The sequence below is a fragment of the Sphingomonas zeicaulis genome, from assembly GCF_050433225.1.
Taxonomy (GTDB): domain Bacteria; phylum Pseudomonadota; class Alphaproteobacteria; order Sphingomonadales; family Sphingomonadaceae; genus Sphingomonas_D; species Sphingomonas_D zeicaulis.
On sequence record NZ_JBNPXQ010000011.1, the window covers coordinates 145,120 to 158,169 of the forward strand.

13 protein-coding genes are annotated in these 13,050 nt (G+C 63.5%); 10 read left to right on the forward strand and 3 right to left on the reverse strand.

The window, feature by feature from the left end:
- Positions 1–9: 9 nt before the first annotated feature.
- From FHS96_RS26350 to FHS96_RS26385, 8 genes are all read left to right on the forward strand, one after another.
- Positions 10–369, forward strand: coding sequence for a hypothetical protein (locus FHS96_RS26350; protein WP_429598920.1), 360 nt, complete (start codon positions 10–12; stop codon positions 367–369).
- Entirely contained in the window at positions 369–1,118 is a 750-nt protein-coding gene (trbC, locus tag FHS96_RS26355) for a type-F conjugative transfer system pilin assembly protein TrbC (RefSeq protein WP_429598923.1), read from the forward strand. The genes FHS96_RS26350 and trbC overlap by 1 nt, the downstream gene beginning before the upstream one ends.
- A complete protein-coding gene (locus FHS96_RS26360) occupies positions 1,115–2,890 on the forward strand; it encodes a conjugal transfer protein TraN (RefSeq protein WP_429598926.1) in 1,776 nt (591 codons plus the stop codon). Before trbC ends, FHS96_RS26360 begins: the two co-directional genes overlap by 4 nt.
- Positions 2,868–3,269 carry a hypothetical protein gene (locus FHS96_RS26365; RefSeq protein ID WP_429598930.1) on the forward strand — a complete coding sequence of 134 codons (402 nt, stop codon included), beginning with the start codon at positions 2,868–2,870 and terminating at the stop codon, positions 3,267–3,269. Before FHS96_RS26360 ends, FHS96_RS26365 begins: the two co-directional genes overlap by 23 nt.
- Positions 3,259–3,516 carry a hypothetical protein gene (locus FHS96_RS26370; protein WP_429598933.1) on the forward strand — a complete coding sequence of 86 codons (258 nt, stop codon included), beginning with the start codon at positions 3,259–3,261 and terminating at the stop codon, positions 3,514–3,516. Before FHS96_RS26365 ends, FHS96_RS26370 begins: the two co-directional genes overlap by 11 nt.
- Positions 3,513–4,331 (forward strand): conjugal transfer protein TraF, encoded by an 819-nt coding sequence (locus FHS96_RS26375; protein WP_429598936.1) that lies wholly within the window; start codon positions 3,513–3,515, stop codon positions 4,329–4,331. Before FHS96_RS26370 ends, FHS96_RS26375 begins: the two co-directional genes overlap by 4 nt.
- 128 nt (positions 4,332–4,459) lie before the next feature.
- Entirely contained in the window at positions 4,460–5,860 is a 1,401-nt protein-coding gene (locus tag FHS96_RS26380) for a conjugal transfer protein TraH (protein WP_429598966.1), read from the forward strand.
- Positions 5,861–5,875: 15 nt separating this feature from the next.
- A complete protein-coding gene (locus tag FHS96_RS26385) occupies positions 5,876–8,728 on the forward strand; it encodes a conjugal transfer protein TraG N-terminal domain-containing protein (protein WP_429598939.1) in 2,853 nt (950 codons plus the stop codon).
- Positions 8,729–8,733: 5 nt separating this feature from the next.
- Here FHS96_RS26385 and FHS96_RS26390 read toward each other — a convergent pair whose 3' ends face one another.
- A complete protein-coding gene (locus FHS96_RS26390) occupies positions 8,734–9,012 on the reverse strand; it encodes a hypothetical protein (protein WP_429598941.1) in 279 nt (92 codons plus the stop codon).
- A 23-nt stretch (positions 9,013–9,035) separates the two neighbouring features.
- On the opposite strand from FHS96_RS26390, the gene FHS96_RS26395 reads away from it, so the two are divergent.
- Positions 9,036–10,331, forward strand: coding sequence for a hypothetical protein (locus FHS96_RS26395; protein ID WP_429598943.1), 1,296 nt, complete (start codon positions 9,036–9,038; stop codon positions 10,329–10,331).
- 170 nt (positions 10,332–10,501) lie between these two features.
- Here FHS96_RS26395 and FHS96_RS26400 read toward each other — a convergent pair whose 3' ends face one another.
- Positions 10,502–11,017, reverse strand: coding sequence for a hypothetical protein (locus tag FHS96_RS26400; protein ID WP_429598946.1), 516 nt, complete (start codon positions 11,015–11,017; stop codon positions 10,502–10,504).
- Between the two features lie 394 nt (positions 11,018–11,411).
- On the opposite strand from FHS96_RS26400, the gene FHS96_RS26405 reads away from it, so the two are divergent.
- The gene (locus FHS96_RS26405; protein ID WP_429598949.1) at positions 11,412–11,888 is read left to right on the forward strand and encodes a hypothetical protein; all 477 of its coding nucleotides are present in this window, start codon (positions 11,412–11,414) and stop codon (positions 11,886–11,888) included.
- Between the two features lie 141 nt (positions 11,889–12,029).
- On the opposite strand, the gene FHS96_RS26410 is transcribed toward FHS96_RS26405, so the two are convergent.
- Positions 12,030–12,572, reverse strand: coding sequence for a site-specific integrase (locus FHS96_RS26410; RefSeq protein WP_429598951.1), 543 nt, complete (start codon positions 12,570–12,572; stop codon positions 12,030–12,032).
- Between the last annotated feature and the right edge of the window lie 478 nt (positions 12,573–13,050).

Here is a 13,050-nt window from a genome sequence, read left to right on the forward strand (position 1 = left end):
AGGCGCTTGATGTACACTCTAGCTTTGATCTTCCGGCGACATCTGATTGTTCGTGTGCCGGGCAAAAAGCCGCTGCGCTTCTATTCTATAAATTTCCCAGACAACCCGTATGACGCCTATGCTTTTGAGGTCGAGAACGCGCATCCCCGCGGATGCCCCTGGCGTCAATTCTGTATCAGGAACTTGGCTGAAGAACTCGGTGTACGGGCGGGCTATCTCCTAAGCCGTGCAGAGCATCGCCGCGTTCTGGCGCACGCGATTGCCAGCGATTTCGATTTCGCGCGCTACGCCTTGCGGCATGAGACCCAATGGTGGCGAAGTCGCTTCGATAGCCAGGATGCGCCAAACGATCCGGAGATTCCGTTCTGATGCGTATCATCCGCTGGGGCGCCGCCGGCATCCTTGCCGTCACTGGCCTCACCGCCATCATCGCGCAGACCGTCGATGGGCTCGACGTGCAGGCGGTCAAGCGCCGCTCGGCCGAGATGGAACAGGACGCCAAGGACTTCTCCGAGCAGGTGAAGAACCGCGGCGATGCCTTCCGCGAGGAGGCGCTGAGCGTGCGCGAGGGTGGCACCGAGAATATGCGCCAGGTCGCGACGAAGAATCTCCCGGTCGGGCCGAAGGGCGCAATCGACTTCGACGAACTCTTGCAGGTGGCGTCGACCAACGCATCGAAGCCGGCGGGGCAGGCGCCGCAACTGATCGTCTTCGCCAGCCTGTCGATGCCTCCCGAAGCGCTCAAGCGGCTGATCCATGACACAGCGGCCGCCGGCGGCGTCGTCGTATTCCGGGGCTTTCCGAACAACTCGATGAAGGCCTTTGCATCCGCGCTCGGCAAGGTCGTCGACCAGCAGGACCAGCTTGCCAATGTCGGCATCGATCCCCGCCTCTTCCGCGCCTTCGACGTGCAGGCGGTGCCCACATATGTCGCCGTCTCTTCGGACTTCGACCTGTGCGACGGCTTCTCCTGCCGGACCGCGGTGCCGCCGCATGATCGGATGACGGGCAACGTCACCGTCGACTATGCGCTGACCACTTTCGCCGACGCCAACGGCCCGGGCGCGCGCGTCGCCGCGATCGGGCTCGCGCAGATGCGCAAGGGCAATCTCAGATGAAATGGCTGGGGGCGCTTATCGTCGGGCTCGGCATCGCCGCGGCGCCGCTGATCGCGCAGACGACGGTCGAGCAGGCGCGCCAGGAAGGCCAGGCCTTCGGCAAGGAAAAGCGCAACGACGGCTCGCTGGTCCCGAGGGACGAGAGCGTGGCCGAGCGCGTGCCCCATTATCAGGGCACCGATCTGCCGCAGGCCGACTATTTCGACGATCCCGACCGGCTCGCGTCCGAGGGCGGCGCTGCCAGCGCCAATCATGAGGGCTATCGCGCCGTTTTCGATGGCGATCGCACCCGGCCGCGCTTCGACAGCCAAGAAATCAAGGGCGCGGTCGCAGCGGGGCTTGCCGTCGAGGAAAATCCGCAAGGCCATCTCGCCGGCGAGCAGTTCGAGAGCGGCCAGTCGTCCTGTGAGGCGCTGCCGACGAACCCGCCGGCAGTCAGCTACTACGAGGCGTCGTGCAACACCGGCACCAAGCTCGATCAGAGCCAGCAGAGTTGCCGGATCACGATGCAGCCGCGCGTCACCGAGACCGCGACCTATGAGTATTATGCCGAGGTCGGTGGGCATAGCGGCGTGGCGCCGCCGATGTCGGCGTTCGACGCGGCGATCGCCGCCGGCACGTGCCGGGTGAAGGGCAGCGCCGACACCTGCCAGATGATCCGCGGCTATGGGCTCACCCCAAATGGCAGCTGCAGCGGAGCGCAGTCCAACATCGTCAGCTGCACGGCTCAGCCCGCCGTCGGCGGCAGGGCGCTGCGCTACCCGGGGACGGGGCAGTATTGGTACGCGCAGGACGTCACGCGCAGCGTGACGATGGTGCGCAGCGAAAGCGGATGCGCGGCGCAGGCGGGCAACACGTCATGCCAACAGACCGCCGAGATGTGCGTGGACAGCGAGCCGGTCACGCGGATCGTCGAGGGCGTGCCGGTCACGCAGCCATGCTGGGCGTGGGACCGGTCCTATACGTGTGCAGCTATCATGAGCGGCGCGACCGATTGCAGCGAACTGGAATCGAACCCGCAATGCAGCTTCGTCAGCGAGGACTGCCTCGACGATCCGCAGGAAGGACGGTGCAAGGTGATGGACAAGGTCTATCGCTGCCCGATGCCGACCGAGGGGCCCGGCGACACGCCACGCTGGGTGTGCGGGGGCGACGTCTACTGCATCAACGGCGAGTGCGAGACGATCGAGCGCGAGGCCTCGACTGAGTTTCGCGATGCGCTGGTCGGGCTGCATTCGCTCGACCAGGCCGGCAAGGAGTTCAACGAAGAGAATTTCACCGTCTTCTCGGGCACGCGCCAGACCTGCCACAAGCCGGTTTTCGGGCTGGTCAACTGCTGCGCCGGCAAGGGCTTCAGCCTCGCCGCGGCAACCCAGCTGCTGGCGCTGTTCCTGTGCTCGGCCGAGGAGAAGCTGCTCGACCAGCGCGACCGGATGGGGTTTTGCCACCGGGTCGGGACCTACTGTTCCGACAGCGTGCTTGGCGTCTGCGTCACCAAGAAGACCGCCTATTGTTGCTTCGAGAGCAAGCTCAGCCGGATCCTGCAGGAACAGGGCCGGCCGCAAATCAACAAGCCTTGGGACAGGCCGAAGCGCGAGACCTGCGAGGGCTTCACCGTCGAGGAATTCGCCCGGCTCGATCTTTCGGTGATGGATTTCAGTGAGGTCTATGCCGAGTTCGTCGACGCGGCGCGCCTGCCCGACGAGGTCCAGACGATGACCGACATCCAACAGAAAATACAGGATTATTATGAGCTCCATGGCCAACAATGATCTGTACCTGACCAGCGACGAGGCGCCCGACGCCTGGGGCATGACCGTCATGGAACTGGCGATCTTCCTCAGCATCTATCGCGCGCGTTCGTCGCTGCGGCTCGAGGCGATCTGCGAAAGCCTTGGCACCTGGTTCGAGCATCCGCTGGCGGTGGAAAGCATCGTCCAGCCGGTCGGCCGGATGGTGGCGCGGCGCTGGCTGGCGCCGGACGGCGATCGGCTGCGCCCTACCCGCGAAGGACGGGAGGTGGCGCGGCCGTTGCTGCGCGGGACCGTGAAGATGCTCGATAGCGGCTCCGAGCTGCTGCAGGTCGCGCTGATGATGTCGGTGCTGGGCTTCGCGGCAAACGAGCTGGATGGAGCCGGCGATGGCGGGTGAGGATGGCATCGTGATGCGAATTAGCCGCCTCTGGAGGACGCGCTCGCAGCGTGTTCGCGACGCGCGGTTCGACACGATTCTGGGGGACGTGAATGCAGCGCTTGATGCGTCCGGCATCGCTCCGGACGCGCGGATGCGCGCCGCGCTGGCAGCGGCTTTGGTGAAGGATGACCCGGTCCATGACCGGGCGAACAGACATGTTCTGCGCGTGACGTTGCGCGAGCTTGCAAATGGGAGGGTCGGATGAAGGTTTCGGGCAATCCTTGGAAGATGCTGCCGGCGCTGGTTGCACTCGCGCTCGCCGTGCCGGCGCCGGCGCAGGTCGCGCCGCGGTCGGGTGAGGCGGCCGAGCAGCAGGGCGATGATTTCTACTGCCGCGAGCGCCGGTTGGGGCAGTGGTTCTACTGCGTAAAGCCCAAGCCGCCGGAGGAGCAGGCCAAGGCGCCGCCGGCAACGAGCGCGGCTGAGCAGTTGGCGGCCGTGAAGAAGGAACTCGACGAGCTGAAGGCGCGCGCGATCCTCGATCCGAGCGAGGAGAATGTGATTGCCTATGTCCGCTTCCAGCGCGAGCAGCTCGATCGTGCGTCGACCTTCTCCGACGTGTGGCAGCGCGCGCTCTGGCAGAATCCGGACCTCGACTACACGCTGCAGCGTCCCGTCGGCACGCTCGGCAAGCGCGCGTGGATCGACAACCGCAAGGCCGATCGCGACGCGGTCCTGATCCAGCTCGGCCAGCGCTACGGGCTGTTCTATTTCTACGCGCAGAGTTGCGGCGCGTGCGAGATCTTCGCGCCGGTGCTGCGGTCGGTGGCCGACAGCCATGGCCTGGCCGTCATGGCGGTGTCGATGGACGGCGGCCCGAGCAAGGACTTCCCCAACTATGTCGTCGACAGCGGCCAGCGCGCGCGGATGGGCGTGCCGGGCAATGCCACGCCGGCGCTCGTGCTGTTCGATACCGAGACGCGCACCACGGTCCCGATCGGCTTCGGGATCCTGAGCGCCGACGAGATCATGGATCGCATCTTCACCCTCACCAACACAAAGGTCGGGAGCGACTATTGATGGGCCAGGTCCAGCAGCCGGGCATCGACACGCCCAACCCAACCCCACTTCCCCCATCCGCGACGAAACCCCGGCGGTGGGGGCGGCGCGCACGCGCCGCCCTCGGCCGAGGTGGGGCCGCGCTCGGGATCGCGGCCGCCGTCCATCTCGCGGCGATCGCACCGGCGCAGGCCGACGTTCTGACCAAGATGAACGGCTATTTCGAGGAAGCCGGCGCCGCTGCCAATGTCAGTGGCCCGAGCGCTTTCGAGGGCCAGTCCGCCGGCTATTATTCAATGGGCAATGTCTGGACGCGCTTCCCCCAGCGCAGCGTCGCGCCGTTCAACCTGCAGCTGCCGAGCGCACGCGCCGGCTGCGGCGGCATCGACCTGTTCGCGGGCTCCTTCTCCTTCATCAATACCGCCGAGCTGGTGGCGATGCTGAAGGCGACGGCCAACAATGCGCTGGGCTTCGCATTCAAGCTGGCGATCGACAGCGTCTCGCCGGAGATCGGCAAGGTGATGGATGAGTTCAGCCAGAAGGTGCAGCAGCTCAACCAGATGAACATCAACTCCTGCGAGACCGCGCAGGCGCTTGTGGGCGGCATCTGGCCGCAGATGGAGACGACGCGCTCAACCATCTGCGAGGCCGTCGGCAACAGCCAGGGCATGTTCTCGGACTGGGCCGCCTCGCGGCAGGGTTGCAACAATGGCAACCGCCGCGACAGCACGATCGCCGGCAACAAGGATCCGGCGATGAAGGACCAGCTTGTCGGCGAGAAGCACAACTACACCTGGGAGGCGCTGAAGAAGGCCGACAATTTTGGCGGGTTCGACCAGCAGTTTTCCGAGCTGATCATGACGCTGGTTGGCACGATCATCACGACGCCTTCGAACGATCCCGCAGTCGGCGGGCGGGTGCAGATCATCGGACCCGCCCAGGAGGCGGTGGCGACGGCGCTCCTCGATGCGACGGGCACCAATGGACAGGTCACGATCCTCAAGTGCAACGATACGGACTGCTTCAGCGTCGGCCGACAGACATTGTCGGTGCCGGTCTGGATTGCGCTGAAGCCACGGATCGCGCGCAACATCCGGGAGATGGGCGACAAGATCCGGACGGATACCCCGCTAACGACGATCGAAAAACAGCTTCTCAACATCTCCTCGGTGCCGCTGTTCAAGATCCTGTCGGTGCAGGCCTTCGCCCACCGCAGCCTTGCGCAAGGCGATATCGACAATCTCGCGGAAATCGTGGCGACCGACCTGCTCATCGCGATGCTCGATAACCTCCTCGACAAGGTCCAGCAGGCGCAGACGCACTATCAGACGTTTGACAGCGAGACCGCGGCACAGTGGCGGCAGCAGATCGCGAGTGCGCGCGAACGCTATTCCCAGCGTGACATCAAGCTGAGCAACAAGATGCAGCTGACGACGCAGCTGATCGACCAGACGATCATGCTGGAGTCGACGCTGCAGAATTCGATGTCGCCGGGCATGTCGGCCGCGCTGAACTTCTCGCGCGGGCTGAACGCGCAAGGTCTGCAGTAGGGGGAGGGGGCGACGATGGTCGAGGTCTTCACGATCGGCGGCGGCGAATATCTCGTCAACGTCTTCAACGCCGTCGCCGCCTGGACGGGGGGAGGGGGCTATAAGTCCCTGCTCCGCGTCGTGATGGTGATGGGACTGATCTACACGCTTCTCGTCGTCGCCTTCACCCTCAACTGGCGGGCCTGGTTCAACTGGTTCCTGCAGGCGACGCTGATGTATGGCGTCCTCATGGTGCCGACGGTGGACGTCCGTATCACCGACCGGGTCAATCCGTCGCTGGCGGCGGCGGTGGTGGACAATGTGCCGCGGGGGCTTGGCATCCTCGCCAGCTTCACCAGCCAGGTGGGCGATTATCTGACCCGGACTTCCGAGACGGTGTTCGTGATGCCGTCGCAGCTCAACTACACGTCCAACGGCATGATCTACGGCTCGCGGCTGCTCGAGGCGACGCGCAATTTCCAGATCCGCGATGCCGAGTTCGCGACCAACCTCGAAGAGCATTTCAAGCGCTGCACCTTTGGCGACATCATGCTCTATCGCAAGTCGCTGACCGATCTCGCGCGGGCGACGGACCTGTGGGCGGCGATCGGGCCGGGCTCGCCTGCACGGGCGCAGCAATGGGCGCAGCGCAACGGCGATGGGTCGGTCACAACGTCGATCGTCACCTGCAACCGCACCTACCAGATGCTGACCGCTCAGTGGACGGCGATCCTCGAGGCGCACGCGCCCCTGTGGGGCAAGGAAGTCTATCCAAAACTCACAAACGCCGCCGCGGCGGCCAAACTGAAGATGGACGTGCCGGTGGTCGCTCAGGCCTTCACCGGCAGCGGCTCAAGCTTCCATTCCCAGATGCGGCAGATGATGGCGATCAATGCCTTCCTGCAGGCGCGCTCCGGCATGTCGGGCGGTACCGGCAGTGCGTCGCTGGATACCTTCGCGCAGGTGCGTGCGGACCTGCAGGCGCGGAACACGTACAACTCGATCGCCCAGCAGGCGATGACCTGGGTGCCGATCCTGCACATCGTGCTGACAGTGGTGTTTTTCGCGATGTTCCCGGTGATCTTCCCGCTTTTCTTGATGCCGCAGACGGGCGTCGGGACGCTCAAGGGCTATGTCACCGGCTTCTTCTATCTTGCAGCCTGGGGGCCGATCTATGTCGTGCTCCACATGATCTGCACGACGCGCGCCGAGACCGCGGCGAAGGGCGTCACGGGCACCGGCATGACGCTCGCGAGCTTTGAGGGCATCGGCGCCGTCAACGCGGAGGCGGCGACGATCGCCGGCTTCATGCTGATGAGCGTGCCGTTCCTCGCTGCCGGCATGGCGCGGGGCGCGATGTCGATCGCCGGGCATTCGATGTCGATGCTCGCGCCTGCGCAGAACGCGGCCGAGCAGGCGGCGAACGAGCAGACCACCGGCAACTATGCCTACGGCAATGTGAGTTGGGCCAACCACACATCGAACATGCGCCAGTCCGACCAGTGGAGCACGGCGCCGAGCTTCTCGACAGGCGCGGCTGGCTTTACGACGCGGCATGACAATGGCGCGACGTCCAGCACTTATGGCAACGGGCGTGTGGTTGACGATATGAGCGGAGCGATGTCGAGGCTCGACGTGACGCCCGATATGTCTTTTGGCCTGAACAGCAGCATGAGCAAGGCCGCCAGCTGGCACCTTCGCGAAGCTGAAGCGATCGAAAATTCGCTAAGCCAGACAACCACCGCCGCCCATACTGATCGCAGCGGCACTCAGACCACGCTCGAGCACAGTCAGGGTTTCGACAGCGGCCAAGGATGGCAGTCCGGGACGAACGTGGAGCGATCCGATCGGCAGTCCGGATCGAAGTTCTCCGGTAATGAAAGCAGGTCTGGAACGAGCGAGAGCTATAGCCACACCAAGGGTCTGGAAGACAGCACCCTTCTTTCTGACTCTGTGAATGCTGGGGCCGCTGGCAAAGTATCACGTACGCGTGGGCAAGGCTCCGGAGGGCAGACGAAGAAGCAGGGCGATGACGCGGATGCCGGTGGCGGCGGAGGTGGAGGTGGACGTGCTCCTGGTCTTGGTATTGAGGCCAGCGCGGGGTTAAGGCGCAGCTTTACTCAGAATGAAGGTATGAGCGATCGCCGCGCAAGGACGATTGGGGCGGATGAAAGCGATACGGCTTCGAGCGGTACCCGTGAAGAGCGGACGAACGGGCTAAGTGCAAGTGAATCAAATGGCACCTACGCACGAGGTGGATCGTTCGAGAGAGATTCGCTCACGACATCCTCAACGTCCGGCTCTGAGGATTCGCTCTCCGAACAACGGTCCGCGATGGCTACCGCCCGCAAACATCGCGAGCGCGCCGAGCAACTCATGAGCGAGGCACGCTACTCCCAAGATCACGGCATGCGCCTGAGCCAGAACCTTTCGAATGAACTTTCGAATTGGTACCGTCAGGAACAGGCCAAGCATCCCAATCTAAACGCGCCTGAGATTTGGGCCACCGACATGAATGATACCCAGCGGGAAATCCGCGAAGGCCTGATCGCGCGTTGGATGGACGAGAAAAGCCAATCGATCCTCAACGAAATCAATCCTCAAATCCGCGAGCCTGATCTCGTGGACGTTAAGGGACCTGATTTTGATAGCGTCGAAGATGTGCGGGGTTCTTACAGCCCACGGGGCGTTGGGAGCCTGCCAATGGGGCCAACAGGTGGTGACCCGAACGCCGCGGGACGCATAATTGAAGAAGGCGGCGTAGAGGTTGGAGAGGCCATCAACCAATCCAAATCGCTTCACAATCAGCGTCGCATCGGATCATCTGGCCTAAAGTCAAAGATCAATTCGGAGCAGTTCAAAGAGTTCTTTAACCCATCCGGAGAATGACTACCCTACGGCGCAATGAGAAAAAACGCACCACCGAGTATTACTGCAAGGATCATTGCCACTCCGGCTACACTTATGACCACATCGGTAAACCCGACATTGTCAGGAATCTCTCCTTGAAGATCCTCACTGAACTCGTAGTCGGATGTGTAAACCGCAACCAAGTCCGCGCGCTGGGCGACAAGATAGCTATTGAGATCGTACATGAGACTATCCTCCGAACGGGTCGGCTTATAGGCCGTTCGGGGATTGTTCTCAAGCGCGAGATCGATACGAACAGGCATCGGCGCGCCCCGGATCACGGACTATGTGGCTGATCGACCGTCACAGTGATGGCTTGGTGGGCTGGCGGAAGGCGCTGCCGCTGGAGCTGCGGAAAGCCCTGGTGCGCTGGTATGTAGGGGAGGGGACACACAAGGACGAAGAGGCGGGGATCGTGCTGGTGCAGCAGGCGCGCATCGGCGAATGCTGGATCGCTTGCGACTGCCTCCCGCCTGACAAGGCACCTCCAATCCTGACGCCGGCCTATCTGTCGGAAGCCGAAACCTATTACCTACGAAGGCTGACCGGCTCGGGTCGGTCCGAGCATCGTCCGGAATGTCCGTTTTTTCGCGACCACGCGACGAATCGCGTGTCGGAGCAGCGGAGCCGGCAGACGCCGGCGGCACCCCCGGCGGGCTTTTTCGAGGTCATCAAGCCGGCGCCGGCGAACCTGGCGCAGCGGCCGGAGAGCGACAGCGTCGACGATCGCACGCGTCATGCCTCGGTGCCGCGGCTGGCGCGCCTGCTGTGGCGGCTGATGAACGCTGCCGGCGTGAATCATACGCCGCCCTATGCGGAGGATTTTCCCGACCGATCGATTGCAACGGAGTTCAAGGCACTGATCGGCGCGGCCGGCCAGATGGAGATCGCACCGGCGATGCAGCTCGCCCGCGCCTTCTGGACGCACGCGCAGCCGCTCCATTCGAAGCGGATCTATGCCACGTTGCGCGAGCTCGGCCGCCAATGGCCGCGCGATCATGCGCCGCAGGGGTTCCTGGCGCTCTACGCCAACGCGTTTCAGGCCGAAACGATCTACGCCGCCGGCAGCGAGCCGGTGGTGATCGCCAATCGGGTGCAATCTCCTTCGGTGCGGGGCAACCTTATCAAGGGGCCGTACCTGGTGCTGGTGGTGGTTGGCCAGTACCCGGAAGCAAGGGGCTTCGCACCGCTGCGCGCCTACGCGCAGCCGATTTACTCGGGTCAACGGTTCGTGCCGGTCGATTCAAATTTTGAGCGCGAGGTCTATCGTGGCCTGCTCGGCGTGCGGCGGGATCTGCACCGCGCCGGCGTCGACCTGGCGATCAACAAGCCGGTGTTCGACCGGCTGACCGATCTCGGCACCTGCAGGCCCGATTTCATCCTCGAGGCACGCTCGCGCAGCACAGGCGAAATCCGGCAGCTGGTGGTCGAGGCGATGGGGTTCGCGACGCCGGAGTATCTCGATGCCAAGCGGGTCACGCATCCGCGCATGGAGCGGATCGCGCCGGTGGTCGCGGTGACGCCGGCAGACGTGGAAAGCGGTCGACTTTCGCACATGCTCCGGACCGCGCTCAATATCTGAGGAGGGACTGGAACGGCCTGCCGATTCCCTCGGCACGTTCGTCGTATCAGGCCGGCTCGGCCCCTACGATTCATCGGATCCTGAGCAAGGGCGCGGCCGCCTGTCAGAAAAGGATCGGTTCACTCCCGGCGGCTGCTTTTCCCATCAGGAACGGCCGTCCGGAGACCGGGTCATGCGGTCCCGGAGGTTGCGATCCGTTCCGGCGACAGCATGCGCAGTTCGAGGTCATTATCCCGGCCCAGCGCGTGCAATAGCGTCGCGCAATGGATATCGAGCGCCGCTGCGTCTTCGAACACTTCCATAGTGTAGCGCCCACGCGCCATCGCAATGCCGACGTCGCGCGCGGCAGCAGCCATATCGACCGGCCAGCAGGTGACCGCGATCCACGGCCATCCTGGCGCCGGAGGCGTGTAGCGCGAAATGAGGATCCGCGGCGTCTCGATCGCCGAGGGCCGATCATCGAGCAGGTCTGGCGCCTTTGGCGCCGGTTGCAGTGCAGAGAAGTAGGATTCCAGTTCGACGTGCTCATGCTCCGTTTCGACGATGATCGGATAGAAGCGGCCGAGGGCAAGCGATGGGGATCGGTACGCTGCGTCAATGTCGACAAGCATGACGCTTGGGGCTGCAACCAGAGGAGAAGGGTAAAACCGCCGTCGGCGGGCAATGTGGTCACCGAGCCTGATCATCCTTGCCTTCGTACCGCATCAGAACATGGCAAGCGAGCCAGGGATTGATCGCCCCTCTTTGCCGTTTCCGGAGCATAGCGAGGATTCAGTTGCGATCGAGGAAACGCGGCCAATCGACTGATGTATGTTGAACATCACCTTCCGCACTTGCACAAAATCCTGCTGCGGCGCACAACTTGAGTGCCTTTCAGGCATCCTCTCCTAAAACTTCATGGTCGAGCCTTGCTGCTCGGCCATTTTTTTTGCCGCTCCCTGGCGTCCGAGCGCCCTATGGCGCAGGAAAAGTGTTTTGCTACAACCTTTGTTAATTATCTACGGCAGTTAGACGCGCGAGCTCAGTGGCACGCTAAGACGGCAGGGAGGTAACGGAGATTGAATGTAGAGATTGACATCGTTGGCGCATTCCGCAGGCCCATTTCGACGTTTCTTCATCGCCCCCGCGTGGCGAGCCATGAGCCTTGATGGGAAACGCGCCGTCTATCTGAGGCTGGCGCGCTATATTACGGATACGCGCCGCCTACGCGATGAAATCCTAGGCGCTGACGAATTTGCGGATCCAGCCTGGGACATGCTGTTGCACCTTTATATCGCGATGCTCGAAGGGCAGGAGCGATCGGTAGGTGACACGTGCGCGGGGGGACGGGTACCGCTGACGACTGGCATGCGCTGGATCAATGAGCTCGCTGACCGGGAGCTCGTCGAGAAAGTCTTCGATCGGAATGATCGGCGCCGCATTTTCGTTCGGCTGACCACGGCACACCTTCAGCTCATGGATCAATTTTTCGAGCAGCTAGCGGGGATGGGAGAGGAGCTATTCGCCCCAAGCGGAGTGCGCGACCAGGGTGCGTCGGACCCCGGTAAACTTCGCTGAGGACGCGAAGCGATCGAGCATCCGGGTTCATCGCCCTCCACGAGCGTAAAGGCAAACGTTGATATGCTGTTGATGTTAACCTGATGTCAGCATGCTGCGCTCGCCGTTGAGTTCCGAGCTCCCGGCGCGCCTACGGCGAGTTTAGAGGAACCGACCGCCGGCATGGTCGCGGAAGCGGTCGGCCGAGCGCAAATAGTCGGACAGGATCCACACGGTTTTGTGCCGGCTCACCTCCTGCATCTTGAAGATCGTCGCGCCTTGGGCGGCCACCTCGGTGAGAAAACCGGCACGTAGCGAATGGCCCGAGAATTTTGCCGGATCGAACCCGGCGGCGCCGGCATACTGCTTCACCAGCCGCGCAACCGCCTTGTCGGACATGGCCTCGTCGGTCAGCGCGTCCTTGCGGGTGAGGCGGCGGAACAGCGGCCCGTCGATATGGCCCGCGGCCGCCATCCAGTCGATCAGCAAGGCTTTCGGCCGGACCCGCGACCCTTCGGGGATCGCGATCGAGGCGCCCTCCCCGGCCTGGTCCGTCTTGGTGCGGCCGAGATGAATGTCGAGGCCGGTCTCCAGCACGTCGACGTCGCTCACCGCTAGCCCAACCAGTTCCGAACGCCGCAGCGCCGCCGCCATTCCGATCGCCAGCACCGCCCGATCCCGCCGCGCCCGCAAGGCGGCTGACAATCGATGACTACAACGGCAATCATGAGAGATACAGCGAGCGGGTGACCATGGACCGTTTGTTCGTTGCTACGACGCGGGTTGGTGCGTCGGCGCGATAAGAGATATTAAGCAAAAACGTTTAAGGCTTAACAGCGGGTCGTGGTCGACGAGATCATCCGGGGTGCCGCTGGACACGCTGTTCCATCCCCGAGAGAAGATAGGCCGGGCACCGGCTACCGCGGCTACGCGGTCCATCTGGCATCCAGCCGCCGCGCGGAAACAAATCCGCCGCCACCGACCGGCCCGGGCGCGCATGCTTCCCACGAGCCCTTGACGAACGGTGCGCGGCGCACCACCTTGAGAAGTGTCGGTGAGGGCGCATGCTGCACCGGATCACACTTGGTAGCGCTGGCTCCCGCTTGTGAAAGCGACGATGTCGTCGCGGAGCCAGTGTGAGGGCACTTGCCCGATGACAGTCGATAATTCCCCCTTCGGTTGC